Source organism: Comamonas testosteroni TK102 (assembly GCF_000739375.1).
GTDB classification, from domain to species: Bacteria; Pseudomonadota; Gammaproteobacteria; order Burkholderiales; family Burkholderiaceae_C; genus Comamonas; species Comamonas brasiliensis.
Genome location: NZ_CP006704.1, coordinates 1,406,578 through 1,432,915 on the forward strand (window position 1 = coordinate 1,406,578; position 26,338 = coordinate 1,432,915).

The window sequence follows — 26,338 nt, forward strand, 5'->3', positions numbered from 1 at the left end:
CGCCGCTTCAGCGCATCACCGGCACGGCGGCAAAGATTTGCGCCGCTGCCGTGATCTGATCGCGGCTGGCGACCAGGGGCAGGTCGCGCTGCCCCGATTCGGTGCGCGAGACCAGGGCATACAGGGTGCTTACGGCCCGGGACACGGCATCGGCCACGGTGCGCCCTTGAATCAGATGGCCCAGCAGCACGGCGGAGAACACATCGCCCATGCCGTTGGGCAGGGGGTGCAGGTCGATATAGGGCGTCTGTACCAGCCAGGACTTGTCGGCAGTCACGGCCAGTGTGGCCAGTTGATCGGCTGGTAGATCATCGGTACGCAGGCTGGTGATGACGATCAGCGCAGACTGGCTGTCATGCATCTGCGCGAGCATGGTGCGTGCCGCCTGCGTGGCGGCCTGCACCGTGGTCAGCGGGCCGCCGCACAGCAGCTCGAACTCGTAATGGTTGGGCGTGATGACGCTGGCCTGGGACAGTGCCCGCTTGCGCAGAAAGTCAGGGATGCCGGGGCGCACAAACACGCCGCGCCCCACATCGCCCATGACCGGGTCGCACAGATAGTGTGCCCCGGGCTGGGCGGCGCGCACCTCCTGCACGGCGGCCAGAATGGCTTCGCCCACGCCGGCATCGCCCAGATAGCCCGAGAGCACGGCCGTGCAGCGCGCCAGCACGCCGCGGGCGCGCAGGCCGTCCAGCACATCCTGTACATGGGCGGGCGTGAAGACCTGGCCCTTGTACTCGCCGTAGCCGGTATGGTTGGAGAACTGCACCGTATGCACGGCCACGGGCTCTATGCCCAGCAGTTGCAGCGGCAGCATGGCGGCGTCGTTGCCCACATGGCCGTAGGCGACATGGGATTGAATGCTGAGAACCAGCGGGGGGGGGCTGCGTGCCGGGCATGGGGGCTCTTTCGTGAGTGGTCGGGATGCGTGCGGCAAGCATCGCGCTGAAAAGATAAAGTGAGCTGCTTGCGCTTGCCAGTCAATCAATTCAGATAGTTTTGTATCTGAAATCTATGAATAGCAAGCGGTATTAGCTCACTTTATGTGCATGAGCGAGAGTCTTAGCCCAGCTCGGCCATCAGCTCGATTTCCACGCAGCAACCCAGGGGAATCTGGGCCACGCCGAAGGCGCTGCGCGCGTGCTTGCCGGCTTCGCCGAAGACGTCGCCCAGCAGTTCGCTGCAGCCGTTGGTGACCAGATGCTGCTCGGTATAGCTGGTGCTGGAGTTGACCAGGCTCATGACCTTGACGATGCGCTTGACGCGATTCAGGTCGCCGCCGCAGGCATGCTGCAGCGTGCCCATCAGATCCACGGCCACGGCGCGGGCCGCCTGCTTGCCTTCTTCGGTCGTCATGTTCTCGCCCAGCTTGCCAACCCAGGGCTGGCCGTTCTGCTTGGCGATATGGCCGCTGAGGAGCACCAGATTGCCGGTCTGCATATAGGGCAGGTAGGCGGCCGCGGGCATGGCCACTTCTGGCAGGGTGATGTTCAGTGCTTTGAGTTTCTCGTAGACGCTCATGACGGGCTCCAAAAAAGTGCGGGGGCTAAAGGGGGACAAGTTTGACACAGCAGCGCGACCGGGCCGTCATTGTCCTGGCACGGCGGCCATAGCTTTTGAACTTGGGACTTACGCAAGCAAGAAGGCCGCAACGGCCTGCCTCCTGAGGCAGCCGTCATGCCTGAACCCGTTTTGCGTAAGTCGTGGAATTGATAGCTGCTCGCGCAACGAGAGTCGGCATCCGCTGCGATTTTGGGGCCGCAAGCAGGGCAGGGATAGCCGCAATGCTGGGGGCAGGCCCTCGCTCCTAGCATGGCAGCATGTCGCACCAGCAGACTTCCGCCTCTCCGCATCGCCGCCTGTCCTGGCTGGCGCCGCTGTGGGGCTGTGTGCTGGGCGCTGCCTGGCAGGTGACCCAGGCCGGACTCTGGCATCTGGCGCTCTATCAGTTGTTACTGGCCCTAGGATTGCTGACGCTGCTGCTGGCTTGCAGATGGCGCGGCCGGCCGAGACTGGGCTGGTGGCTGCTGCTGACGGGCGCGGCCTGCTGTGTGGCGGGGCTGACGGGCTGGCGCGCCCATGCCTATCTGCAGCAGACCCTGCCCCCGGCGCTGGAGGCCGTGGATTTGCAGGTGGAGGGCCACATTGCCTCGATGCTGCAGAACCAGGCCAACGGCCAGCGCTGGCGCTTTGTGGTGGAGCACGCGGATGCCGGCGTGCCGCAAGTGCTGGAGCTGTCCTGGTACGGCCCGTTCGGGCAACTGGCGGATGCCGGCCAGGCTCTGGTTCCTGCCTGGGCCCAGGGCGTGGCGCTGAGCCCCGGTCAGCGCTGGCGTCTGACGGTGCGCATCAAGCGCCCGCATGGCTCGCGCAATCCGCATGGCTTTGACTATGAGCTGCTGGCCTGGGAGCAGGGCGTGCAGGCCACGGGCTATGTGCGCGACAAGCCCGCGCCCGAGCTGCTGGCCGTGACTGCCCGGCATCCCTTGCAGCGCTGGCGGCAGTGGCTGCGCGATCGCATCCAGGACGAGATGGGGCGACTGCAGCGCTGGCTGCCCGGCGGCGATGCGGCGCGTGCCCAGGCAGCGCTGGGCGTGGTGGCAGCGCTGGCCGTGGGCGATCAGCAGGCGATAGAGCGCAAGGACTGGACGCTGTTTCGCCAGACGGGCGTGGCGCATCTGATGAGCATCTCGGGCCTGCACATCACGATGTTTGCCTGGCTGGCCGCCTTGCTGGTGGGCCGCTTGTGGAGGCTCAGTGCCGGCGCCTGCCGCTGGGTGCCGGCTCCGCGTGCGGCCCTGGCCGTGGGCGTGATGCTGGCGGCCGCCTATGCCTTGTTCAGCGGCTGGGGGCTGCCCGCGCAGCGCACGATCTGCATGCTGGCCGTGGTGGCGCTGCTGCAATGGCTGGGCGTGCGCTGGCCCTGGGCCTGTGTCTGGCTGCTGGCGCTGGCGGTGATTGTCGTGGCCGACCCGTGGGCGCTGTGGCAGGCCGGGTTCTGGCTCAGTTTCATCGCGGTCGGGGTATTGCTGGCTTCGGGCTCGGGCGCTGCGGATGCGAAGGGACAAAGCGCTGTGCGCCGCTGGATGGCCAAGCTGCATGCCCTGTGGCGTGAGCAATGGCTGATCTCCCTGGCCCTGGCACCTCTGGGGCTGCTGCTGTTCGGTCAGGTGTCCGTCGTGGGACTGCTGGCCAATCTGCTGGCCATTCCCTGGGTGACCCTGGTGGTCACGCCGCTGGCCTTGCTCGCGGCTGCGCTGCCCATGGCGGCAAGCGCTGCCGCTGTCGCCATGCTGCCCTTGATGGGTCTGTTGCAGTGGCTGGCTGCGCTGCCCTGGGCGGTGTGGGTTCTGCCGCAGCCCGCCTGGTGGGCCAGCGTGCTGGCGATAGCTGCCGGACTGCTGGTGATCGCGCCCTTGCCGGGGCGGTTGCGGCTGGTGGCCGCGCTGTTCGCGCTGCCTGCCTTGTTCTGGCCTCAGGCACGGCCGCGTGTCGGCGAGTTCGAGCTGCTGGCGGCGGATATCGGTCAGGGAAACGCCGTCATCATCAGCACTGCCAGCCATCGTCTGCTCTATGACGCAGGGCCGCAGTACGGCCGCCACAGCGATGCCGGTGAGCGTGTGCTCTTGCCCTTGCTGGCCGCGCAGGGCATGCAGCTCGATGCCATGATGCTCAGTCACAGCGATATGGATCACACCGGCGGAGCCCTGGCCGTGAAGGCGGCTCAGCCCGGTGCCAGAGTCTGGGGTTCGGACTCGGTGATCCAGGCACCGCAACTGGCGGGCCTGGCTCCGGTGCAGCGCTGTACCCAGGGGCAGCACTGGCAATGGGATGGCGTGACGTTCGAAGTGCTGCACCCGCCAGCAGGAGAGGCCTGGCTCAATGGCCGCAAGGCCAGGCCCAATTTCGGCAGTTGCGTGCTGCGCCTGCGCTCGGCCAGCGGCCAGGTGGCCCTGCTGGCCGGAGACATCGAGGCTGCACAGGAGCAGCAGTTGCTGCAGACCCATCTGGACGAGCCCGTGGAATGGCTGCTGGTGCCGCACCATGGCAGCAAGACCTCGTCGACCGAGCCCTGGGTCGGCACGCTGCGCCCGCGCTGGGCGGTGGTCCAGGCGGGCTATCTGAATCGCTTCGGGCACCCGGTGGCGGCCGTGGTGCAGCGCTATCGGTCGGTGGGCAGCCAGCTGGTGGCACAGGATCGCTGCGGTGCGGCCTACTGGAGCTCTGCCAAGCCGGAAAAACTGGAATGCGAGCGCCTGATTCGGGCGCATTATTGGGATGTTCATGCGGTTTCGACGGGCCCGCCCTGAGAAACTGGCATGGGGCTTGCATTGATGCTGTACCGCCCTTGGGGCGGAGGCTGAGATGCAAGGTTGCGTGCGCGTTGCCAGGCAGCTTGCCTGGCGCGGCGTCGCTAAACTGAAACCCGTGGTCTGCATGCGCAGGCCATGGCAGAAATAGGGAGGACAGGATGCGCACATTCGATGAGATGTATCTGAACTCGCCCGCCGAAGGTGCAGCGGTGCGAGACCACTATCGGGACTATGCGCAGTGGCTGGGCAAGCAACCGCAGGACTATCTGCGTGCCCGCAGTGCCGAGGCGGAAATCGTGTTTCGACGCGTGGGCATCACCTTTGCCGTCTATGGCGACAAGGACGAGAGCGGTGCCGGTACGGAGCGCCTGATTCCGTTCGATCTGATCCCGCGCATCATCCCGGCCCATGAGTGGGCCGGCATGCAGGCCGGTCTGGCCCAGCGCGTGAAGGCGCTCAACTGCTTCATCCGCGACGCCTACCATGGCCAGGACATGGTGCGCGCCGGACTGATTCCGACGGAGCTGGTGCGCGGCAACAGCCAGTACCGGCCAGAGATGGAAGGCATCCAGGTACCCAACGATGTCTATGCCAATATTGCCGGCATCGACATCGTGCGCGCACCCGATGAACAGGGCAACGGCATCTATTACGTGCTGGAAGACAATCTGCGCGTGCCATCGGGCGTTTCCTACATGCTGGAGAACCGCCGCATGACCATGCGCCTGTTTCCCGAGCTGTTCGGCAAGCACGCCGTGGCGCCCGTGGCCCACTATCCCGACATGCTGCTCGACACCCTGCGTGCCAGCGCGCCGTCGGGCGTGCTGGAGCCGACGGTGGTGGTGCTGACGCCGGGCATGTACAACAGCGCCTATTTCGAGCATGCCTTCCTGGCCCAGCAGATGGGGGTGGAGCTGGTCGAAGGGCAGGATCTGGTGGTCGAGAAAGACGTGGTCTATATGCGCACCACCCAGGGCCTGCACCGTGTGGATGTGATCTATCGCCGCGTGGACGACGATTTTCTCGACCCCGAAGTCTTTCGGCCCACATCGACGCTGGGCTGCAAGGGCCTGATGCGCGCCTACCGCGCTGGCAACGTCAATATCTGCAATGCCGTGGGCACGGGCCTGGCCGATGACAAATCGGTGTACCCCTATGTGCCGGAGATGATCCGCTTCTATCTGGGCGAGGAGCCCATTTTGCAGAACGTCCCGACCTGGCTGTGCCGCAAGGAGGACGACCTCAAATACGTGCTCGACCATCTGCATGAACTGGTGGTCAAGGAGGTGCACGGTGCCGGCGGCTACGGCATGCTGATCGGCCCGGCGGCGACCAAGGCCGAGATCGAAGCCTTCCGCCGGATGCTGGTCGGCAATCCATCGGGCTATATCGCGCAGCCCACGCTCTCCCTGTCCACCTGCCCGACCATGGTGGAAAAAGGCATAGCGCCGCGTCACATCGACCTGCGGCCCTTCGTGCTCACGGGCACCGATGTCAATATGGTGGCCGGTGGACTGACGCGCGTGGCGCTCAAGCAGGGATCGCTGGTGGTGAATTCATCCCAGGGCGGGGGAACCAAGGACACCTGGGTGCTGGAAGATCAAGAGGGAGGCCATTGATGCTGTCACGTACCGCAGATCATTTGTACTGGATGTCCCGCTGCACCGGGCGGGCAGAAAAAAAGGCTGCAAGCATTTTTTCAACAGAATACGGCGTGCGCGTGCAGCGCGTGCGGGGTTCCCTGCCCAAGGAGGGCCTATGCTGAGCCGCACCGCCGATCATCTTTACTGGATGTCCCGCTACACCGAGCGGGCAGAGAACACCGCGCGCATGCTCAGCGTTGCCTATGAAACCGCCATGCTGCCGCAGGCCATCCACGATGCCCATCGTGGCTGGCAGAGCGTGCTGTCCATCAGCGAGCTGATCCCGGCCTTCAAGGCGCAGTTTCCGGTGGTGGATCGTGAATCCGTGCTGCAGTTCATGGTGTCGGACGAGGCCAATCCGTCCTCCATCTTTGCCTGCCTCAAGGCGGCGCGCGAGAACGCGCGTGCCGTGCGCGGGGCGCTGACCACGGAATCCTGGGAAACGCAGAACCAGACCTGGCTGGCGCTGCAGCGCCACTTCGGCAAGGATGCCTGGAAGAAGGATCCGGCGCAGTTCTTCGAATGGGTCAAATACCGCTCGCACCTGTGGCGCGGTGTGTCGCTGGGCACCATGCTCAAGGACGAGGCGCTGCACTTTGTGCGCCTGGGCACTTTTGTCGAGCGGGCCGACAACACGGCGCGCTTGCTGGATGTGAAGTTCCATTCCATAGAGCGCGACTACCACGGCATGCCGCGCGGTCGCGCCCTGATGAACTTCGACTTCTATCACTGGAGCGCCTTGCTGCGCAGCGTCTCGGCCTTCGAGGTCTACCGCAAGGTCTATCGCGATGTGATCACGCCCGAACGCGTGGCAGAGCTGCTGATGCTGCGCGCCGACATGCCGCGCTCGCTGCTGGCCAGCATGCATGAGGTGGTCAAGAACCTGGAGCGGGTGGCCAACGACCATTCGCAGGAAACCACGCGCAAGGCCGGGCGCCTGCTGGCCGATCTGCAGTACGGCCGCATCGACGAGATCCTGACCACCGGTCTGCACGCCTATCTGACGCAGTTCCTCGACCGCGTCAACGATCTGGGCTCGGGCATCAGCAGGGACTTCCTGATGCCGACCTGAGACAGGCGGCGCTCAAAACAAAAGCGGCCCTGAGGCCGCTTTTGTTTTTCGACGCGAAGCCGGACTTACTCGATCTCGCCCATCAGCGACTGCAGATAGTTCTGCGTGCCGACCTTGTCGATCAGGTCGAGCTGGGTTTCGAGGAAGTCGATGTGCTCTTCGGTGTCGTCCAGGATCTTCTGCAGCAGATCGCGCGACACATAGTCGCGCACGGATTCGCAGTGCGCGATGCCGTCCTTGATGGTCTGCTGCGCGGCTTGCTCCAGGCGCAGGTCGCAGGCCAGGGCTTCCGGCACGTCCTCGCCGATCTGCAGCTTGCCCAGATCCTGCAGATTGGGCAGGCCGTCGAGCATGAAGATGCGGTCCATCAGCGCGTCGGCATGCTTCATCTCGCCGATGGATTCCTCGTATTCCTTCTTGGCCAGCTTGTCGAAGCCCCAGTGCTTGTACATGCGGTAATGCACAAAGTACTGGTTGATGGCGGTCAGTTCGTTCTTGAGCTGGGCTTGCAGCCAGGAAATGACTTGTGCATCACCTTTCATGGGGGACTCCTTCTCGGGCAGTTGTTGTTCGCGTCGATTGTCCATGCTTTATGAGGCAAATCAAACAAAGCCCATGCCCGCTCGAATTGGCTGCATCTGATGCGCGTTCTCGTTTAGCTTTGGGGTTCGCTTCCCAGCTTTGACGCAGTGATGACAACAAAAGCTATGAGCGCGATTGAAGGACTATTGGCTGGAACTGCCTGGTTTCGGCCCACAATAGAAAGCCGAGCTGCACAGCGGTGCGGCTTGACTTCAGAAGCCGGGACTCTGGTCTGATAGTTTTTGTAAATCAATTTAATGAAATCAATCGATTGGTTTTATTAAGCGGGCCGCTCTAAACTTCATCCTGTCTTCAAACACCAACCACAAGGAAACAGCAAATGTCTCTGATCAACACTCAAGTTCAACCTTTCAAGACCGAAGCCTATGTGAACCGCAACGGCAAGGGTGAATTCATCACCGTGACTGAAGAGAGCCTGAAGGGCAAGTGGTCTGTGGTGATCTTCATGCCCGCCGCCTTCACCTTCAACTGCCCCACCGAAATCGAAGACGCAGCCAACAACTACGCCGAGTTCCAGAAGGCCGGTGCCGAGGTCTACATCGTGACCACCGACACCCACTTCTCGCACAAGGTGTGGCACGAAACTTCCGACGCAGTGGGCAAGGCCAAGTTCCCCCTGGTCGGCGACCCCACACACCAGCTGACCAACGCTTTCGGCGTGCACATCCCCGAAGAAGGCCTGGCTCTGCGCGGCACCTTCGTGATCAACCCCGAAGGCGTGATCAAGACCATGGAAGTGCATTCCAACGAAATCGCTCGTGACGTGTCTGAAACCCTGCGCAAGCTCAAGGCTGCCCAGTTCACCGCTGCCAACCCTGGCCAGGTGTGCCCCGCCAAGTGGAAGGAAGGCGCCAGCACGATCACTCCTTCGCTGGATCTGGTCGGCAAGATCTAAGCCTGATATCTATCGGCTGAGCGTGCAAGCGCTCTGAAAGCCGGACGACGTTCAGGCGAGTACTGCCCGTCCGTCCGGCTTTTTTTCGCCCAGTTTTTGCTTTCATGGGCGGGCAAAGGCCTCAAAAGCACTTTGCTGCATTGCATCAACAACTCTAAATTCAAAGGAATCCACCATGCTTGACGATCAACTCAAAGCCCAACTCGCCGCCTACCTGGAACGCGTGCAGCAGCCGTTTGAGCTGGTGGCTTCTCTGGATGACAGCGAGACCAGTGCACAGATGCACGATCTGCTGAAAACCATCCAGTCCCTGCGCAGCGACAAGATTTCCCTGCGCACCGACGGCAGCGATGCCCGCAAGCCTTCGTTCACGCTGCAGCGCCAGGGCACAGCCACCCAGCTGCGCTTTGCCGGTCTGCCTCTGGGCCATGAATTCACCTCGCTGGTGCTGGCCCTGCTGTGGACGGGCGGCCATCCTCCCAAGGTGGAGCAGGACGTGATCGACCAGATCAAGGCGCTCGATGGCGACTTCAACTTCGAGGTCTACATGAGCCTGAGCTGCCACAACTGCCCCGATGTGGTTCAGGCACTGTCGCTGATGGCGATTCTCAACCCCAGGGTCAAGACCACGGTGATCGAAGGCGGCGCCTTCCAGAAGGAAGTGACCGAGCGCGAAATCATGGCCGTGCCCATGGTGTTCATGAATGGCAGCGTGTTCGGCTCCGGGCGCATGAGCATCGAGGAAATCGTGGCCAAGCTGGACACCGGTGCCGCCTCGCGTGACGCCGCCAAGCTGTCGGCCAAGGAAGCCTTCGACGTGCTGATCATCGGCGGCGGCCCTGCCGGCGCGGCAGCCGCTGTGTACGCCGCTCGCAAGGGCATTCGTACCGGCGTGGCTGCCGAGCGCTTCGGCGGTCAGGTCAACGACACGCTGGCGATCGAGAACTACATCTCCGTGCTGGAAACCGACGGCCCCAAGTTCGCTGCGGCCCTGGAAGCCCACACCCGCGCCTATGACGTGGACATCATGAACCTGCAGCGCGCCGAGAAGCTGATTCCCGCAGCGCAGCCCGGCGGTCTGGTGGAGGTGCAACTGGCCAATGGCGGCTCGCTCAAGGCCAAGACCGTGATCCTGTCCACCGGTGCGCGCTGGCGCAATGTGAACGTGCCAGGCGAAGCCGAGTACAAGAACAAGGGCGTGGCCTACTGCCCGCACTGCGACGGTCCGCTGTTCAAGGGCAAGCGCGTGTCGGTGATCGGCGGCGGCAACTCCGGCATTGAAGCTGCGATTGACCTGGCGGGTCTGGTGGCTCATGTGACGGTGGTGGAGTTCGCCGATCAGCTCAAGGCCGATGCCGTGCTGGTCAAGAAGCTGCACAGCCTGCCCAATGTGACCGTCATCACCAATGCGCAGACCACCGAGATCACCGGTGCCAACGGCAAGGTCAACGGCTTGAGCTACAAGGACAGGGCAACGGGCACCGAGCACCATGTGGAGCTCGAGGGCGTGTTTGTGCAGATCGGCCTGGTGCCGAACACCGAATGGCTCAAGGGCTCGGTGGAGCTGAGCAAGTTTGGCGAAATCATTGTGGATGCCAAGGGGCAGACCAATCTGCCAGGGGTGTTCGCCGCCGGTGACTGCACCACGGTGCCTTACAAGCAGATCGTGATCGCCGCCGGTGCTGGCGCTACCGCAGCACTGTCGGCCTTTGATCATCTGATCCGTCACTGAACTGTCTTCAACGCCTGCGGGGCAAGCGTTGGCAGCTATTGAAAAGGACTGCTTCGGCAGTCCTTTTCTGCTTTTGAATGGCCGCGAAGAGGGTGACATTGCCGCCTGGGTCGTCACTTGAACGTTGGCGTTCAACACACCGGATTGGGGACATCGCAGCCCTGAAATCAGGCAGCGATGCAAGCTGCAGCCTTACGTCAGGACGCAATTCCCGGTTTGTAACGAAGTTATTTGCGGTTGAGAATTATTCGCATATACTGAGCGCCATTCAGCCAGCCAATGCCGTGCCAGCTACAGGCCGCGAAGCCTCTGACGTTTCGACCTGTGGCCATTGACGTACCTATCAGAAGCCAGCTCTTTTCCATTTCTATGAATAAAGAGGGTTTCTGGTATGGCTTCCGCCACCGCTTTGCACGCCCGCGCCTCGCTGGCGCCACGCTCCAATCTCCGCCCGCTGGCGCTGGCCTGCGCACTGGCCTGCGCCGCCATCTCGGCCCAGGCCCAGCAGCAATCCTCCGAATCCGTCCAGGTCGCGGCGGCCCGTGCCGACCGCAGCACGCCCGTGCTGCGCGATGTGGTCATCAGTGCCTCGCGCGACGAGCAGGACGCCGACAGCCTGCCCATGACGGTGGACGTCATCGATGCCAAGCAGATGGAGGAGGAGCAGGTCGGCGACATCCGCGAGCTTGCAGCCAAGCTGCCCAATGTGACCGTGCCGCGCAGTCCGGCGCGGTTCACACTGGCCGGCTCTCCTACCGGGCGTGACCAGAACAGCGGCTTCAATATCCGTGGCCTCGAAGGCAACCGTGTGCTGATGCTGGTCGATGGCGTGCGCCTGCCGCGCAGCTATACCTTCAGCGCCAATGCCTTTGGCCGTGACTATCTGGATCTGGGGCTGGTGCAGCGCGTGGAGATTCTGCGCGGCGCCGTGCCCGCGCTCTATGGCTCGGACGGCATGGGCGGCCTGGTCAATTTCATCACCGTGCAGCCCGACGATCTGCTCAAGGACGGCAAGACCATTGGCGGTCGCGTCTCGGCCAGCTATGACGGCTCGGACAACGGCAAGCGCGTGGGGGCGACGTTGGCGGGTTGTGCCAGCCAGGAATGGAGCTGGCTGCTGTCGGCCGGCATAGGCCGCTACAGTGCGCTGGAAAACATGGGCAGTAACAACAGCGTAGGTGCTTTGCGCACCACGCCCAACCCCGAAACGGACAAGAGCCATTCTTTGCTGGGCAAGTTGGTCTACACGCCATCGGCGGTGCAAAAACATGTGTTCGTCCTGGAGGGCGTGGACAAGCGAGCCGACTATGACCTGTTGTCGGCACGCAGCGCCACGGTGACGGATTCCAAGTCGAACACCTCGATGAAGCGCTGGCGCGCTACCTGGCAGGGGCAGTGGCAGCAGCTGGATACGGCACTGGCCGACGAGCTCAAGCTGATGGCCAGCTATCAAAGCACGAGTTCGCGCGAGTTCGTGACCGAAACCCGCACCCCGCCCTTGGCCTATCGCGAGCGTGATGTGACCTATGACGAGGACGCGCTGCAACTGCATGCCCAGGCCGGCAAGACGCTGCGCTGGAGCAATGGCCTGAGCGGCAAGTTCAGCTATGGCGTCGACTATCTGCGCGGCAAGGTGGTCAACGAGCAGAACGGCATCACGCCACCGGCAGGCGAGAGCTTTCCGCTCAAGCGCTTCCCCGACACCACGGAAACTTCGACGGCGCTGTTTGCCCAGGCCGAGCTGCACTATGGTGCTTTCAGCCTGACGCCCGGATTGCGGGCCGAGCACTACAGCATCAAGCCCAAGCAGCAGGGCTTTGGCGGCACGGTGGTCAGCAATTCGGACTCTGCCGTCTCCCCCAAGCTGGGCGCCATGTTCCAGATGAACGATGCCTGGTCGGTCTACGGCAACTATGCCGCCGGTTTCCGCGCGCCCAATGCAGGCCAGGTGAATGCCTTCTTCGAGAACCCGCTGGCCTTCTATCGCAGCATTCCCAACCCCGATCTCAAGGCGGAAAAAAGCAATACCTTCGAGCTGGGCCTGCGTGGCCGCGTGAATGCGCTGCGACTTGATGCCGCAGTCTTCACGGGCCGCTACAAGGACTTCATCCAGGATCAGGTGCTGGTTTCCGGCAACTATGGTGACCGCAACAATCCGGCCACCTTCCAGTCCGTCAACCTGAATCGCGTGCATATCAGCGGCTTCGAGCTCAAGGCCGACTACGACTGGGGCAAGTTTGCCGGTGGCGACTGGCGCACCAATGCCGCCTATGGCTACACCAAGGGCACGGACAAGAGCACCGACCTGCCCGTGGACACCATCTCGCCGCAGCAACTGGTGCTGGGCGTGCGCTACGACCGCTCGAATGTGGGCGTGCAGTTCAGCGCCTCGCACTGGGCCGGCAAAAAGGCCGGGGATGCAGCGGCCAATGCCTGGCTCAGCCCCAGCGCCACGGTGCTGGATCTGAGCGCTCAATGGCGCATCCGTCCCGGCACCCGCCTGAACGTGGGCGTCTACAACCTGACCGACAAGAAGTACTGGCGCTGGTCCGATGTGCGCAGCCTGACCAACACCACGCAGATTGCCGATGCCTATAGCCAGGCCGGCCGCTATGTGCGTGTGTCCCTGGTTCAGGACTTCTGATTTTGTAGCTGAAAGCGCTTGTTTGGTAAGCGCTTGAGATCTGTTTGACTCAAAAACTGCGGGAGTGTGCCATGTCTGTTTATGAGAACACCGCCAATGCCCAGAGTGCCTCTGGCAGCCGCGATGAGGAATATCTGCTGACCGAGGGCGAAGCCCAGCTGGCCACGGTGCTGGCGTTGATGACCGGTTTCAGCCAGGGCTGCTGTGCGGTGCACCGCGCGCCCATGGCCCAGCGCGTGGCGGACCAGCTGGTGCGCATGACCGAAGGCCTGGACGGCAGCGAGCGCTCTGACGACATGCGTCACTTTCTGCAGCGGCTGGGGCAGCGCTGGGCCACCGTGGCCCAGGTGCTGGCCCAGTCCGAGACTGATTCCGAAGTCCAAGCCCAGGCTTCGGCTCCCCGTTCCGATGACGAATTTTCCAACCCACAACCACACTGGCATCACAGCCCGGAGACCCTGCAATGAACGCCATCACTTCCCCTGAAATCCAGACCATGACCGCCGTGCAGATTCGTGAGCAATTTGCCCAGAAACGCCTGCAAGGCCTGCGCGCCAAGGATGCCGCCGAAGCCCTGCAGCTGAGCGAAGGCGCTGTGATTGCCGCACATGGCGGCGAGCATGAGCGCGCGCTGCAGGCGCTGCCGCTGCGCGCCGAATGGCTGGACATCCTCAAGGCCCTGGAGGCCTGCGGCCCGGTGATGGCGCTGACGCGCAACGAATCCACCGTGCATGAAAAGGACGGCATCTATCAAAACGTCTCGGCCCAAGGGCCGGTCGGTCTGGCGCTGAGCCGGGAAATCGATCTGCGCCTGTTCTTCATGCACTGGCATGCCGGCTTTGCCGTGACCGAGGAGTCCGCCAATGGCGGCCGCCCCGCCATGCGCAGCCTGCAGTTCTATGACGCGGCCGGCCGTGCCGTGCACAAGGTGTTTGCACGCGAGGGCACGGACATGGCGGCCTGGAATGCGCTGGTCGAGCGCTTTGCCGAGCCGTCGGCAGGCTATGTGTTCCGCGAGCCTGCGGCCAAGCCCGCGATCAAGGCTGACGCCCAGATCGACGTGCCCGCGCTGAGCCAGGCCTGGACCGCTATGAAGGACACCCATGAGTTCTTCGAGATGCTGCGCAGGTTCGGAGCCGAGCGCCAGCAGGCCTTCCGTCTGGTGCCCCAGTACTGCGAGCGCCTGAGCACCGACGCAGTCGCGCAGCTGCTGGGCGATGCGGCGGTGGACGGCGTCTCCATCATGGTGTTTGTGGGCAGCAGCGGCTGCATCCAGATCCACACCGGCCCCGTGAGCAATATTCAGCCCATGGACGGCAAGGATGGCGTGCGCTGGATCAATGTGCTGGACAAGGGCTTCAACCTGCATCTGCGCACCGACCTGATCGCCAATGTCTGGGTGGTGCGCAAACCCACCAGCGATGGCGTGGTGACCTCGGTCGAGGCCTTTGATGCCGAAGGCAACAACATGGCCATGTTCTTTGGCGAGCGCAAGCCTGGTCAGCCCGAGCTGCAAGGCTGGCGCGATCTGGTGGCCGGCCTGCCGCGCAAGGCAGCCGTGGCGGAGGCTGCATGAGCACGGCCAGCATTTCCCGGCGCCAGGGTCTGCAGTGGCTGGGTGCGGCTGTGGCGGGCACGGCCCTGCCGGCCCTGGCTCAGACCGCCGCTTCCGCGTCTGGAGCGAAACGGCTGGTGTCTCTCAGTGGCGCATTGACCGAGGTGGTCTATCTGCTCAATGCCCAGAACCTGCTGGTGGGCACCGACACCACCAGTCTGTTTCCCGAAGCGGCGCAAAAAACCGCCAAGGTCGGCTATGTGCGCCAGCTCTCGGCCGAAGGCCTGCTCTCGCTCAAGCCCGATGCGGTGATCGCAACCAGTGAGGCCGGTCCGCCCGTGGTGCTCGATCAGATCCGCCAGGCGGGCGTGCGTGTATCGCTGGTTGCGGCCAGGCACAACTGGGCCGAAGTGCAGGAAAAGGTCAAGGTCGTGGGCCGCGAAACCGGCCGCATGGCCGAGGCCGACCAACTGCTGGCCCAGCTCGAAGCGCAGTGGAGCAGTGTGCAGGCCCAGGTGGCCAAGGCCCAGCGCAAGCCGCGCGTGCTGTTTGTGCTCTCGCACAGCGGCAGTCCGCAAGTGGCGGGCAGGGGCACGGCAGCCAATGCACTGATCCAGTACGCGGGCTGCGTCAATGCCATCGACCAGTTCGACGGCTACAAGCCGCTGACCGCCGAAGCCATGGCCAGCGCCGCGCCCGAAGTCATCATCAACACCACCCAGGGCATCGAGGCTCTGGGCGGCGAGGCCGCCTTCTGGAAGCGGCCCGAGCTGGCCCTGACGCCGGCCTTTGCCAAGAAGGCACTGGTGACGCTGGAAGCCAGCCATCTGCTGGGCTTCGGCCCGCGCCTGCCCAGTGCCGTGCAGGCTCTGCATATGCGCGCACTGCAGTGGGTGGCCTGATGAGCGGGCTGTCTGGTGTCATGGGCACCAAGCCGGTGCCGGGCGCGTCCGCGACTCCATCCCGCTGGCGCACGCCGGCCGGCCGGCTCAGCCGCAGTGCCACGCTGCTGCTGGGCCTGGCGCTGGTGTTGCTGGCCATGGTCTGGGGCGCGGCCAGCGGTGCCTATGCGATTGCGCCTGCGCAGTTGCCCGGCATCGTCTGGGACGGAGTTCGCAGCCTTTGGGGCGGCGATGTGCAAGCCGGGCCCGAACATCTGGTCTTTCTCAATATCCGCCTGCCTCGCCTGCTCATGGGTGTGGCGGCCGGCGCCGGACTGGGGCTGGCCGGAGCGCTGATGCAGGGGCTGTTTCGCAATCCGCTGGCCGACCCCGGGCTGATCGGCGTGAGCAGCGGCGCGGCGCTGGCCGCCGGCATCACCATCGTGCTGGGCGGACTGTATCTGCCCTGGCTGCCGCGTCATCTGGGCAGCTGGGCCCTGGTGGCCATGGCTTTTGGCGGCGGCCTTGCCGTGACGGCGGTGGTCTATGTGCTGGGTCAGGTCCAGGGCACGACCCGCATCGGCCTGATGCTGCTGGCCGGCATTGCCATCAATGCGCTGGCCGGTGCCGGACTGGGCTTTCTGAGTTTTGAGTCCACGGACGAGCAGCTGCGCAATCTGCAGATGTGGCTGCTGGGTAGCCTGGGCGCCTCGCGCTGGAGTGCGGTGGCCCTGGTATCGGCGGCCGTGGCCGTCAGCGCGGCGGCGGCGCTGGCACTGGCCAGGCCGCTGAACGCGATTGCCCTGGGTGAAGCCCAGGCCAATCTGCTGGGCGTGGCCGTCGAGAAAACCAAGCGCCGCGCCGTGATGGTGGCTGCGCTCGCCGTGGGCGCCGTGACCGCGACCACCGGCATCATCGGCTTCATCGGTCTGGTCGCGCCGCACTGGGTGCGGCTGATGGCAGGGCCTGATCATCGCGTGGTGCTGCCGGGATCGGCCCTGCTGGGGGCGGCGCTGGTGGTCAGCGCCGATGCCGTGGCGCGCACCATCGTCAAGCCGGCCGAGCTGCCGCTGGGCGTGCTCACCGCGTTTATCGGTGTGCCGCTGTTTCTGGCCATGCTGCGCCAGTTCAGGAGCAAGGTATGAGTGCGCACCAAGGGTTGTCCAGCCTCGAATGCCGCAATCTGGGTGTCGGCGTAGCCAAGGGGCCGCGTCTGGCGACGGTGGATGTGCGGATTCCGGCCGGGCGCTTTACCGCCATCCTCGGCCCCAACGGCGCCGGCAAGTCCACGCTGATGTCCATGCTGGTGGGCGAGCGCGCTCCGCAGTCGGGGCAGGTCCTGCTCGACGGGCAGGCGCTTTACGCGCATGCGATGGAGGGTCTGGCACGGCGTCGCTCCGTCATGCCCCAGGATTGCAGCGTGGCCTTTGACTTCACAGCTCAGGAGGTGGTGGAGCTGGGACGTTATCCGCATCGTCATCAGCCCGGCACCGGGGAGGCGCAGATTCCGGCGCAGGCCATGGAGTTGACCGGGGTCGATCATCTGGCGCAGCGCAGCATCAACACGCTGTCGGGCGGCGAGCGGGCGCGCACCCATCTGGCCAGGGCACTGGCACAGATCTGGCAGCCGCCCGCCGACGGCGCGGCGCGCTGGCTGCTGCTGGACGAGCCCACCGCTGCTCTCGACCTGGCCCATCAGCACCATGCCATGCGCCTGCTGCGCCAGTGGGCCGGGCAGCAGGGCGCAGGGGTGGTGGCGGTGATTCACGATCTGAACCTGGCCTTGCGCTATGCCGACGATGTGCTGGTGCTGGGCGGTGATGCCGGAGTGCATCACGGCGCGGTGCTGGATGTGCTGCAGCCTGCGCTAGTGCGCCAGGTCTGGGGCATGCAGTGCGATCCGGTGCGCAGCAGCGACGGTGCACTGCAATATATTTTTGTAGCTGATACCACTTTACCTGCTTGAAATTTCAGCAGATTGAATTGAATTCTGAAGCCAGTCATACGCAGGCTGCTTCAAATTCAATAGCTAATGACCTGGCTGTCACTGGCTGTCAATGTGTATGCACCGTCAGCGCAACCAGCTTGAGTACCAGCGGTCGCACCATCATCACGCAGAAGAACGCCACCGGCATGGCCAGCGCATAGGCGCTGAATACGCGACGGACGTAGCCGGCATCAAAGCCGGTATTGGCCGCTACGATGGTGCAGCACATCAGGAAGGCCATGATGCCGGCCATGAAAAACGCAAAGACAAATGGCGTGTAGCGCCGGTGCAGCTTGAACGTCGAAAGCCTGGATGGGGAAGAGCTGGTGGAGGAATTCATGAAAGCGATGTCGGAAATGCATTCCGCGTTGTCGCGGCGGGAGTAGGGCGCTGCCAGCGGTTCGGGCCGAATGCATGGATGGAAAACAGGGTTGAACTGTAAGCACCACAGGCGGCCTGCGGTAGAGGCCCGGGACTTGTGGCACTCATAAGCAGAACTTTCGAATGCAATTGGGGATACATTCGCAGATATGCCGAATCTGCGAGCCATAGAAACTTTTGTCAAAGCGCTGGAGGGCGGCTCCATCGCCTCGGCCGCGCGCCAGCTGGGCATTTCGCCCGCTGCCGCGAGCCAGAACATCGCGCGGCTGGAGCGCGAACTGGGCACGCGGCTGATCACCCGCACTACCCGGTCCATGGCCCTGACCGAGGCCGGCGAGCGCTATCTGGCGCGCGTTGCTCCGGTGCTCGGCGAGCTCGAAAAAGCCCAGTCCGATCTCTCGCTGATTCATGGAGAGCTGCAAGGCCGCTTGCGTATTGCCTGCATGTCCGCCTTCGGTCGCCATATGCTGGCGCCGCTGCTGCCGGCGTTTACCGCGCTGCATCCGCGGCTGGAGCTGGAGCTCCTGATCACGGACCGGCATGTGGACGTGCTCAAGGAAGACGTGGACATCAGCGTGCGCTACCGCGATGTGCTGGAGCCCGGCATGTCGGTGCGGCTGCTGGCCTCGGCGCCGCGCATTCTGTGTGCCTCGCCCCAGTATCTGCAGCAGCACGGCAGACCGCAGACGGCACAGGAGCTGCTCGAGCATGCCTGTCTGCTGTATCGGCGCGAGCGCGACGGCCGGCTCATGCGCTGGCCCTTTCTGCGCGATGGCCAGCGCACCGATCCGCAGCAGAAGATTGCGGCCATCGGCAGCGATATCGATGCCCTGGTGGAGTTCGCCGCTGCCGGTGGCGGCATCGCCTGGGCCGGCAGCTTTATCGTCCATGAGGAGCTGCGCAGAGGGCGGCTGGTGCCGCTGGCACTCAAGCCGGCGCGCAAGGGCCAGTTGCAGTTCGAGGATGTTCCGCTGGACTTCTTCGCCTGCTTCAAGGACCGCCAATATGTGCCCGCCAAGGTCCGCGCGCTGGTGGACTATCTGCTGCAGGTGCTGCCGCAGCAGGCGCAGCTGAACTGGCCCTTGCCAGACTGAGGTGGTGTAAGTGCACCTGGGGTCGGCCGGCTCTTGCGGTCCAGGCTGTTTGCGCTGGCGCAAGAAAGCAGTGTTTGTGGTGCGCTGCAGCGCCAGGGGCTCTTGATGACAATCTATAAAAAAATATACTATTTATTAATAGATTGAATCAGGCATTCCCTCCGGATGCCTGCCAAGCAGGGAGTCAGCATGAAATTCAATGTCGGCGGTCTGGACCGCATGCTTCGTATCGCTTTGGGCCTATTCCTCATCGTCCTGGCGGCGATGGGCATCATTGGCTGGTGGGGATGGCTTGGGGTGATCCCCCTGGCCACCGGCTTGCTGCGCTTCTGCCCGCTGTATCTGCCGCTGGGCATGAACACCTGCCCGCTGGATGCGCGAAAAAAATAGGCCGCCGGTCGCTCACCCTCGAAAGGCCCAGGCGAACAAGTCGGGCCTTTCCGGGTGACGTCAACCTTCAGTGGCCCAGGTGCTGGGGCAGCACTTCCTGCAAGATGGTGGTGGCAATCTCTTCGATCGACTTGGTGGTGCTGGACAGCCACTCGATGCCGCTTCTGCGCATCATGGCCTCGGCCTCGGCCACCTCGTAGCGGCAGTTGGGCAGGCTGGCGTACTTGGAGTCGGGGCGGCGTTCGTTGCGGATGCTGGACAGGCGCTCGGGCTGAATCGTGAGGCCAAACAGCTTTTTGCGGTAGGGCTCCAGCGCGGGCGGCAACTGCTTGCGCTCGAAGTCTTCGGGAATCAGTGGATAGTTGGCCACCTTGAGGCCGAACTGCATGGCCAGGTACAGACTGGTGGGCGTCTTGCCCGAGCGGCTCACGCCCACCAGGATCACGTCGGCGCCGCTCAGGTCGGCATGGGTCTGGCCGTCATCGTGAGCCAACGTGTAGTTGATGGCCTCCATGCGCTCCAGATATTCCTTGCTCTCGCTGATATCGGCAAAGCGGCCCACGCGGTGCAGCGACTTCTGGCCCAGTTCCACCTCCAGCGGGCGCACAAAGGTGCCGAACATGTCGAACAGCTTGCCCTTGCAGTTGGCTTCAAGGAATTCCAGCATCTCCTGATTGACCAGGGTGGTGAAGATGATGGGCTTGCGCTTCTCCACCTCGGCCACATGGTTGATCTGGCGCACGGCCTGATGAATCTTGTCCATCGAGTCCACAAAGGGGATGCGAATCAGCCTCGGCTTGCTCTCGAACTGGGCCATGATGGCCGTGCCGAAGGTCTCGGCCGTGATGCCTGTGCCGTCAGAAATGACAAAAATCGTATGGGTATGCATGGTGCGCGCAGTGATTAGGTGGAGGCGGGGCTGGCAATGCCATGCCCTGAAGTCTGAAACAGGTTTGAGCCGCGCCAGGGTTCATGGCTAGGCCTACAATTGCGCCCATTATTCCCAAATTCCACCCATGCTCGTTGACGGTCAACATCCAGAACAGCAAAGCACTGCATCGATGCAGCGTGGGTTCGCGTGCCCTGGCCATTCAGCCCAGTCGCCGCAAGCGTGCCGGTTTTTTACCTTTGGAGCTTTCCCATGTCTCAACTCTTCGAAGCGACCGCATTAGTCGTTCCGTTCGAAAAACTGCGCATGACCGACGTCGAGTCGGTCGGCGGCAAGAACGCCTCGCTCGGCGAGATGATTTCGCAACTGCCCCAGGGCGTGCGCGTGCCTACCGGCTTTGCCACCACGGCCCATGCCTTCCGCGAGTTCCTGGCCTTTGAAGGTCTGGCCGGCAAGATCTCTGCCAAGCTGGCCGCTCTGGACGTGGACGATGTCCGCGCCCTCGCCGCTGTCGGCGCGGAAATTCGTGCCATGGTGGAAAGCCAGCCTTTCCCTGCCGATCTGGAACAGGCCATCCGCGAGGAATTTGTCCGTCTGCAAGGCGGCAATGCCGAGGCATCGTTTGCGGTGCGCTCTTCGGCCACTGCAGAAGACCTGCCCGATGCCTCGTTTGCCGGCCAGCAGGAAACCTTCCTGAACGTGGTGGGCATCGAAGACGTGCTGCACAAGATGAAGGAAGTGTTCGCCTCGCTTTACAACGACCGCGCCATCTCCTACCGCGTGCACAAGGGCTTCGAGCACGATGTGGTGGCCCTGTCCGCCGGCGTGCAGCGCATGGTGCGTTCCGACAAGGGCGCTGCCGGCGTGATGTTCACCATCGACACCGAATCCGGTTTCGAGGAAGTGGTCTTCATTACCTCCAGCTACGGCCTGGGCGAGACCGTGGTGCAGGGCGCGGTGAACCCCGACGAGTTCTATGTGCACAAGCCCATGCTCAAGGCTGGCAACAAGGCACTGATCCGCCGCAATCTGGGCTCCAAGCTGATCCAGATGATCTTTGCCACGCCCGAGGAAAAGGCGGCCGACGGCAAGCTGGTCAAGACCACCGATGTGGCCCACGAACTGCGCAACCGCTATTCGCTGACCGACGAGGAAGTGCAGCAACTGGCGCATTACGCGCTGGTGATCGAGCAGCATTACGGCCGTCCCATGGATATCGAATGGGGTAAGGACGGCACCGACGGCCAGCTCTACATCCTGCAGGCGCGCCCTGAAACCGTGAAGAGCCAGTCCAAGGGACAGGCCGAGCTGCGCTACAAGCTCAAGGGCACGGGCACCGTGCTGGCCGAAGGCCGCGCCATCGGTCAGAAGATCGGTACCGGCCCCGTGCGCCTGGTGTCCGACATCTCGCAGATGGATCAGGTGCAGGCCGGCGACGTGCTGGTGACCGACATGACCGATCCCAACTGGGAGCCCGTCATGAAGAAGGCTTCGGCCATCGTCACCAACCGCGGTGGCCGTACCTGCCACGCCGCCATCATTGCACGCGAGCTGGGTATCCCCGCCGTTGTGGGCTGCGGCAATGCAACCGATCTGCTCAAGGCCGAAACACTGGTTACCGTGTCCTGCGCGGAAGGCGATACCGGCAAGATCTATGATGGTCTGCTGGAAACCGAAGTGACCGAGGTCAAGCGTGGCGAGATGCCCAGCATCCCCACCAAGATCATGATGAACGTGGGCAATCCCCAGCTGGCTTTCGACTTTGCCCAGCTGCCCAACGAAGGCGTGGGTCTGGCCCGCCTGGAATTCATCATCAACAACAATATCGGTGTCCACCCCAAGGCCATCCTGGACTACCCCGCCGTTGACGCCGATCTGAAGAAGGCCGTCGAGTCCGTGGCCCGCGGCCATGCATCTCCCCGCGCGTTCTACGTGGACAAGGTGACCGAAGGCGTGGCAACGATTGCCGCCGCTTTCTGGCCCAAGCCCGTGATCGTGCGCATGTCCGACTTCAAGTCCAACGAATACCGCAAGCTCATCGGCGGCAGCCGTTACGAGCCCGAGGAAGAGAACCCCATGCTGGGCTTCCGCGGTGCAGCGCGTTACATCTCGGCCGAGTTCGGCGAAGCCTTCAAGATGGAATGCGAAGCCCTGCTTCGCGTGCGTGAGGACATGGGTCTGACCAACGTCAAGATCATGATCCCCTTCGTGCGTACCCTGGGCCAGGCCAAGCGCGTGACTGAGCTGCTGGCCGAAAACGGCCTCAAGCGCGGCGAAAATGGCCTGCAGCTGATCATGATGTGCGAAGTGCCTTCCAACGCCGTGCTGGCCGAGGAGTTCCTCGAATACTTCGACGGCTTCTCCGTGGGCTCCAACGACCTGACCCAGCTGACCCTGGGCCTGGATCGCGACTCCGGTCTGGAGCTGCTGGCCGCCGACTTCGACGAGCGCGACCCCGCCGTCAAGAAGCTGCTGGCTCGCGCCATCAAGGCCTGCCGCGATCAGAACAAGTATGTGGGCATCTGCGGCCAAGGCCCTTCGGACCACCCCGACTTCGCCAAGTGGCTGGCCGATGAGGGCATCTCCTCCATCTCCCTGAACCCTGACAGCGTGGTCTCCACCTGGCAGAAGCTGGCTGAATAAGCCTGGGCATCGCCGTGCGGACGCATCACGCGCCTATGCATGACGATGCCGCGTCGGATGCCCCGCGACAGGCATTCGATGCTTTCGGCAATCCGGTGGAGGTGACCTTCCCGCCGGATCTGCACGATACACACCACCTGAGACTCAAGGCCTTGCTGCTGAGCGTCTGGGTGGTGTCTTCATTTGGGACCTGCTACTTTGCGCGCGATATCCAGGCGCTGATGCCGGACTGGCCCGTGGCCTACTGGATGGCCGCCCAAGGGGCGGTCCTGATGTTCCTGTTGATCATCGTGGTCTATTGTGTGGTCATGGATTATTTCGAACGCCAACAGGCGCGTGACGAAGCGCGCAAGCGGGCTGCGGCTCATCAAGCCTCTCTCGCCGCATCCGACCCTCATGCCTGAGCGGCCCGTTCTGAGCCGCGCCTACCACTGGCGGCTGCATCGCATTCTGTTTCTCTATGTGCTGGGAACGGCGGCCTTTTTGCTGACCATGCTCTGGGCCGAGGAGCGCGGGCTGTCGCGGCACTGGATCGGGCCTATTTTTCTGTTCTCCACGGTGATGGTGTATGCGGCCATCGGTGTGTATTCGCGCACCAGTGATGCCGAGGAGTATTTCGTCGCCGGCCGGCGTATTCCGCCTTTCTACAACGGCATGGCTGCCGCTGCCGACTGGATGAGTGCAGCCTCGTTCATCAGTCTCTCCGGCGCGCTCTATCTGCAAGGTTTTTCGGGGACCGGCACACAGCCTGGCGGGCTGGCCTATGTGCTGGGATGGACGGGCGGGTTCTGCCTGGTCGGCATGCTGATTGCTCCCTATCTGCGGGCCATGAATCTCTATACCGTGCCGGATTTCTTCCAGGCGCGCTATGGCGGGCGCTGGCCGCGCATCATTGCCGCGCTGGCCGCCATTACCTGTTCCTTCACCTATGTGGTGGCGCAGATCTATGGCGTGGGGCTGATTGCCGCACGCCTGACCGGCGTGCAGTTCGAGATCGGCATCATGCTGGGTCTGGGCGGCGTGCTGCTGTGCTCGTTCCTGGGCGGCATGCGGGCTATCACCTGGACCCAGGTGGCGCAATATGTGGTCATACTGCTGGCATTCATGCTGCCGGTTTCCTGGCTGGCCTACAAGCAGCTGGGCAACCCCTGGGCGCAGCTGGCCTACAGCCAGCAACTGGGCAAGATTGGCGCCATGGAGCAGCAGCTGCTGTCCTCAGAGGCTGAGCAGTCGGTGCTGGAGGCCTACCGCACCCGCGCCCAGGTGCTGCAGGCCAAGCTGCGCGATGTGCCCAATGTGCTGGCGGCGGAACGCCAAGCACTGAGCGAGCATATCCGCGAGCTGCGCACCAGCAGCGGCAATATCGGCGCCATCATGACCGCCAGCCGGGAGCTGGCCGCCATGCCCAAGGATGAGGTGGCGGCACGCGAACTCTGGAGCCGCGAGCTGCACGAGGCCTATGAACGGGCCAAGCCGCTGGGCGGCATGCCGCTGCAAAGTCAGCCTTTTGCCGGGGATCCGGATGGTTCGCCGGCCGAGCGCAAGGCCTACGAGGAAAGCCGGCGCAATTTTCTGGCGCTGATGTTCTGCCTGATGGTCGGCACGGCCGGGCTGCCGCATCTGCTGACACGCTACTTCACGGTTCCCTCGGTGTCGGCGGCGCGTACCTCGGTGGCCTGGTCGCTGTTCTTTATCGGTCTGCTGTATCTGGGCGCACCGGCCTTGGCCGTGCTGGTCAAGTTCGAGGTCATGAGCAATCTTGTGGGCACGCATTTCGATGCCTTGCCCAACTGGATAGCGCAGTGGTCCAGGGTCGACAGCTCGTTGCTGGCCGTCGAGGACATCAATGGCGATGGCATCTTGCAGTTCGGCGAGATCCGCATGGGGGCTGACCTCATCATGCTGGCCACGCCGGAGCTGGGCGGCATGCCTTATGTGCTCTCCGGTCTGGTGGCTGCGGGCGGGTTGGCGGCGGCATTGTCCACGGCCGACGGTCTGCTGCTGACGATCAGCAATGCCCTGGTGCGGGATCTCTATTTCCAGGAGCGTCAGCGCCTGGATACGCGCAAGCGGCGTGTCTCGCCCGAGCAGCGTGTGATTCTCTCCAAGTTCGCATTGCTGCTGGTGGCGCTGTCGGCGGCCTTTGTGGCTGCCCGGCGCTCTTCGGACATTCTTCCAATGGTTTCGGCCTCGTTCTCGCTGGCCGGCTCGGCTTTTGTGCCGGCCATGGTGCTGGGCATCTTCTGGCGCGGCACCACGCGCCGTGGCGCGGTGGCTGGCATGTTGCTGGGCCTGGCCGTGACGGTGTACTACATGGTCTCTCATGTGCCGGGTCTGCAGGGTGTGCTGCCTTCGGCACTGCGCGGCGAGGCACTCTGGTGGGGCATTCAGCCCATCTCGGCCGGTGTGTTTGGCGTGCCGGCAGGCTTGCTCACCATATTGCTGGTCAGCTGGTGGGAGCAGCGGCGAGCAGGCATTCGGAAGAACCCTTGATTCGATAGCTGTCAGCGCTCTTCCACGAAGGGCTTGAGATGGTTTCCGGGTGGTTTTTTGGTGGAGTCTGATCTGGCTCAGCCCGGAGCAAGCTTGCAGGAAAACCCGCTTTTCAGGCGCCGCCACAGCTGCCACTCTGCATGTCTAAAAGCAATTCAATGCATAGAGGGGCGGGGGCGATGTATCTAGTCAAAACACCCGAGGGCCAGCAGGCCTTCAAGGAGCGCCATTCCGATCTGAGCCAGAGGCTGCGCTCGGCCTTTTTGCTGTTTGACGGTCAACGCAGCCTGATGCAGGTGCTGGAGGCGACCTCGGCGCTGGGAGTGGTCAAGGACGATATTCTGACCCTGGTCGACAGAGGCTGGCTGGCCACGAGGGAGTCTTCCGCCGCAGCGCCGGCTTCGGAGAGCGGCTCCCCCTCTCTGGCCCCAGCCGAGCTCGCGTCAGGCGTCGGCCAGAAGCGCTTCCAGAAGGCCTACCCCATGGCCGTGTCCATCACGGGCGCATTGGGGCTCAAGGGCTTCAGGCTGAATCTGGCCGTGGAGGCCGCCATGGGCTATGAGCAACTGGCGGAGCTGGCGCCGCGCATACGCGATGCGGCGGGTGAAAAAGCCTACATGCCACTGCACAGAGCGCTGTTCGAGGCCGATGCATAAACAGCCGATGCAGGGCATTTCCCAAAGAAAAGCGGCCTTGCAGGGCCGCTTTTTCGTGGACGGAGCCTGGGGTTCAGACCGCCAGCAATTCCACATCGAACTTCAGCGTGGCGTTGGGGGGGATCACGCCGCCGGCGCCGCGCGCGCCATAGCCCAGGGCTGCTGGGATCAGCAGCGTGCGCTGACCGCCGACCTTCATGCCTTGCACGCCTTCGTCCCAGCCCTTGATGACCATGCCGGCGCCCAGGGGGAAGACGAAAGGATCGTTGCGGTCCTTGCTGGAGTCGAACTTGGCGCCTTGCACGCCATTGTTGTAGAGCCAGCCGGTGTAGTGCACGGTCACGTTCTGACCGGCCTTGGCTTCGGTGCCTTCGCCAACGACGGTGTCTTCATATTGCAGGCCGGAGGCAGTAGTGTTGAATGCCATGGTGGATTTCCTTTCAGCACAAAGCAGAAAAAGGCGATGG

Annotated in this window: 24 protein-coding genes; 18 read left to right on the forward strand and 6 right to left on the reverse strand. The window is 63.5% G+C overall.

What is annotated here, in order from left to right:
- Positions 1-7: 7 nt before the first annotated feature.
- Complete coding sequence (pdxY, locus tag O987_RS06340; RefSeq protein ID WP_235214259.1) at positions 8-835, reverse strand: pyridoxal kinase; 828 nt, start codon at positions 833-835, stop codon at positions 8-10.
- Between the two features lie 227 nt (positions 836-1,062).
- Positions 1,063-1,521: a RidA family protein gene (locus tag O987_RS06345; protein WP_043371180.1), complete on the reverse strand. Its 459-nt coding sequence runs from the start codon at positions 1,519-1,521 to the stop codon at positions 1,063-1,065.
- Positions 1,522-1,820: 299 nt separating this feature from the next.
- On the opposite strand from O987_RS06345, the gene O987_RS06350 reads away from it, so the two are divergent.
- The 4 genes from O987_RS06350 (at position 1,821) to O987_RS06360 (ending at position 7,028) form a co-directional block, all read left to right on the forward strand.
- Entirely contained in the window at positions 1,821-4,310 is a 2,490-nt protein-coding gene (locus O987_RS06350; protein ID WP_043371182.1) for a DNA internalization-related competence protein ComEC/Rec2, read from the forward strand.
- Between the two features lie 161 nt (positions 4,311-4,471).
- Positions 4,472-5,932, forward strand: coding sequence for a circularly permuted type 2 ATP-grasp protein (locus tag O987_RS06355; RefSeq protein WP_003057655.1), 1,461 nt, complete (start codon positions 4,472-4,474; stop codon positions 5,930-5,932).
- Positions 5,932-6,078 (forward strand): alpha-E domain-containing protein, encoded by a 147-nt coding sequence (locus tag O987_RS28630; protein WP_003057654.1) that lies wholly within the window; start codon positions 5,932-5,934, stop codon positions 6,076-6,078. The genes O987_RS06355 and O987_RS28630 overlap by 1 nt, the downstream gene beginning before the upstream one ends.
- Positions 6,072-7,028, forward strand: a complete 957-nt coding sequence (locus O987_RS06360; protein ID WP_003057653.1) for an alpha-E domain-containing protein — start codon at positions 6,072-6,074, stop codon at positions 7,026-7,028. The genes O987_RS28630 and O987_RS06360 overlap by 7 nt, the downstream gene beginning before the upstream one ends.
- 65 nt (positions 7,029-7,093) lie before the next feature.
- Here O987_RS06360 and bfr read toward each other — a convergent pair whose 3' ends face one another.
- Positions 7,094-7,570: a bacterioferritin gene (bfr, locus tag O987_RS06365; protein WP_003057652.1), complete on the reverse strand. Its 477-nt coding sequence runs from the start codon at positions 7,568-7,570 to the stop codon at positions 7,094-7,096.
- A gap of 380 nt (positions 7,571-7,950) precedes the next feature.
- On the opposite strand from bfr, the gene ahpC reads away from it, so the two are divergent.
- From ahpC to O987_RS06405, 8 genes are all read left to right on the forward strand, one after another.
- Positions 7,951-8,526 carry an alkyl hydroperoxide reductase subunit C gene (gene ahpC, locus O987_RS06370; RefSeq protein WP_003057651.1) on the forward strand — a complete coding sequence of 192 codons (576 nt, stop codon included), beginning with the start codon at positions 7,951-7,953 and terminating at the stop codon, positions 8,524-8,526.
- A gap of 175 nt (positions 8,527-8,701) precedes the next feature.
- The gene (gene ahpF, locus O987_RS06375) at positions 8,702-10,258 is read left to right on the forward strand and encodes an alkyl hydroperoxide reductase subunit F (RefSeq protein WP_043371183.1); all 1,557 of its coding nucleotides are present in this window, start codon (positions 8,702-8,704) and stop codon (positions 10,256-10,258) included.
- Positions 10,259-10,649: 391 nt separating this feature from the next.
- On the forward strand, positions 10,650-12,902 hold the full coding sequence (locus O987_RS06380) for a TonB-dependent hemoglobin/transferrin/lactoferrin family receptor (protein WP_043371184.1): 2,253 nt from the start codon (positions 10,650-10,652) through the stop codon (positions 12,900-12,902).
- A gap of 71 nt (positions 12,903-12,973) precedes the next feature.
- Positions 12,974-13,369, forward strand: a complete 396-nt coding sequence (locus O987_RS06385) for a hypothetical protein (protein WP_003057648.1) — start codon at positions 12,974-12,976, stop codon at positions 13,367-13,369.
- Entirely contained in the window at positions 13,366-14,478 is a 1,113-nt protein-coding gene (locus O987_RS06390) for a hemin-degrading factor (protein WP_003057646.1), read from the forward strand. Before O987_RS06385 ends, O987_RS06390 begins: the two co-directional genes overlap by 4 nt.
- The gene (locus O987_RS06395; protein ID WP_043371186.1) at positions 14,475-15,359 is read left to right on the forward strand and encodes a heme/hemin ABC transporter substrate-binding protein; all 885 of its coding nucleotides are present in this window, start codon (positions 14,475-14,477) and stop codon (positions 15,357-15,359) included. Before O987_RS06390 ends, O987_RS06395 begins: the two co-directional genes overlap by 4 nt.
- The gene (locus tag O987_RS06400) at positions 15,359-16,483 is read left to right on the forward strand and encodes a FecCD family ABC transporter permease (protein WP_043371187.1); all 1,125 of its coding nucleotides are present in this window, start codon (positions 15,359-15,361) and stop codon (positions 16,481-16,483) included. The genes O987_RS06395 and O987_RS06400 overlap by 1 nt, the downstream gene beginning before the upstream one ends.
- Positions 16,480-17,304 (forward strand): heme ABC transporter ATP-binding protein, encoded by an 825-nt coding sequence (locus O987_RS06405; RefSeq protein ID WP_003057643.1) that lies wholly within the window; start codon positions 16,480-16,482, stop codon positions 17,302-17,304. Before O987_RS06400 ends, O987_RS06405 begins: the two co-directional genes overlap by 4 nt.
- Positions 17,305-17,392: 88 nt before the next feature.
- Here O987_RS06405 and O987_RS06410 read toward each other — a convergent pair whose 3' ends face one another.
- Positions 17,393-17,665, reverse strand: coding sequence for a DUF2798 domain-containing protein (locus O987_RS06410; RefSeq protein WP_043371188.1), 273 nt, complete (start codon positions 17,663-17,665; stop codon positions 17,393-17,395).
- Positions 17,666-17,855: 190 nt separating this feature from the next.
- Between O987_RS06410 and O987_RS06415 the strand changes: the two genes are divergently transcribed.
- Both O987_RS06415 and O987_RS06420 read left to right on the forward strand, forming a co-directional pair.
- A complete protein-coding gene (locus tag O987_RS06415) occupies positions 17,856-18,800 on the forward strand; it encodes a LysR family transcriptional regulator (protein WP_003057641.1) in 945 nt (314 codons plus the stop codon).
- Between the two features lie 189 nt (positions 18,801-18,989).
- Complete coding sequence (locus tag O987_RS06420) at positions 18,990-19,190, forward strand: YgaP family membrane protein (RefSeq protein ID WP_043376159.1); 201 nt, start codon at positions 18,990-18,992, stop codon at positions 19,188-19,190.
- Positions 19,191-19,257: 67 nt separating this feature from the next.
- On the opposite strand, the gene O987_RS06425 is transcribed toward O987_RS06420, so the two are convergent.
- Complete coding sequence (locus O987_RS06425) at positions 19,258-20,079, reverse strand: pyruvate, water dikinase regulatory protein (protein ID WP_003057637.1); 822 nt, start codon at positions 20,077-20,079, stop codon at positions 19,258-19,260.
- Between the two features lie 252 nt (positions 20,080-20,331).
- Between O987_RS06425 and ppsA the strand changes: the two genes are divergently transcribed.
- The 4 genes from ppsA to O987_RS06445 all read left to right on the forward strand — a co-directional run bounded on the left by ppsA (position 20,332) and on the right by O987_RS06445 (position 25,871).
- Positions 20,332-22,722, forward strand: coding sequence for a phosphoenolpyruvate synthase (gene ppsA, locus O987_RS06430; RefSeq protein WP_043371190.1), 2,391 nt, complete (start codon positions 20,332-20,334; stop codon positions 22,720-22,722).
- A gap of 35 nt (positions 22,723-22,757) precedes the next feature.
- Complete coding sequence (locus O987_RS06435; protein ID WP_235214263.1) at positions 22,758-23,126, forward strand: DUF4212 domain-containing protein; 369 nt, start codon at positions 22,758-22,760, stop codon at positions 23,124-23,126.
- The gene (locus O987_RS06440) at positions 23,119-25,215 is read left to right on the forward strand and encodes a VC_2705 family sodium/solute symporter (RefSeq protein ID WP_003057630.1); all 2,097 of its coding nucleotides are present in this window, start codon (positions 23,119-23,121) and stop codon (positions 25,213-25,215) included. The genes O987_RS06435 and O987_RS06440 overlap by 8 nt, the downstream gene beginning before the upstream one ends.
- A 179-nt stretch (positions 25,216-25,394) precedes the next feature.
- Complete coding sequence (locus tag O987_RS06445; protein ID WP_003057628.1) at positions 25,395-25,871, forward strand: hypothetical protein; 477 nt, start codon at positions 25,395-25,397, stop codon at positions 25,869-25,871.
- 73 nt (positions 25,872-25,944) lie between these two features.
- On the opposite strand, the gene O987_RS06450 is transcribed toward O987_RS06445, so the two are convergent.
- Positions 25,945-26,298 (reverse strand): FKBP-type peptidyl-prolyl cis-trans isomerase, encoded by a 354-nt coding sequence (locus tag O987_RS06450; RefSeq protein WP_003057626.1) that lies wholly within the window; start codon positions 26,296-26,298, stop codon positions 25,945-25,947.
- Between the last annotated feature and the right edge of the window lie 40 nt (positions 26,299-26,338).